The 611-nt window shown below is 62.2% G+C and carries 1 rRNA gene; it reads right to left on the bottom strand.

From position 1 onward, the window contains the following. Positions 1–496: 496 nt before the first annotated feature. Positions 497–611 (bottom strand): 16S ribosomal RNA (locus E1298_RS47445); the annotation flags it as partial.

The raw sequence follows: 611 nt of genomic DNA, 5'->3' as shown, positions 1-611 counted from the left end.
ATCGCAGGCTCCCACGTCCTTCATCGGCTCCTGATGCCAAGGCATCCACCGTATGCCCTTAAAAACTTGAACACACAAAACGATCAAAACAAATCGCAGATGAAACCCAACACCCCGAACCCCACCCGAAAAGGGGCGACGTTCGAGAAGCCGAGTCTCACCAGAGATGCTCGCGTCCACTGTGCAGTTCTCAAAAAACAACCGGGCCCACCAAAACCACACCACCGGTCAGATGGTGCGGTTCAGGTCCCGCGATCCGAAGAAACGTGCCCGTTTCCTCAGGACCCAACAGCGTGTCCAACCCTCCCGCCGCCCGAAACCCGCGTTCCCCCCCCCCGGTGAAGGGGGGCGGTACTTGCCGGCTCACACGAGCGGTGAGCTGAGTAGCCAGTGCTCCACATCCATGAGCAGCCACCTGACGGACATACGCCGTCAACGGCGGCCACCGGCCGGTCCCCCACCTCAGGCGGGCGGTCCGGTCGGCTGTGCTCCTTAGAAAGGAGGTGATCCAGCCGCACCTTCCGGTACGGCTACCTTGTTACGACTTCGTCCCAATCGCCGGCCCCACCTTCGACCGCTCCCCCCACAAGTGGTTGGGCCACGGGCTTCGG

The sequence above is a fragment of the Actinomadura rubrisoli genome, assembly GCF_004349215.1.
GTDB classification, from domain to species: Bacteria; Actinomycetota; Actinomycetes; order Streptosporangiales; family Streptosporangiaceae; genus Spirillospora; species Spirillospora rubrisoli.
This window is presented reverse-complemented; position numbering and strand designations above follow the sequence as displayed.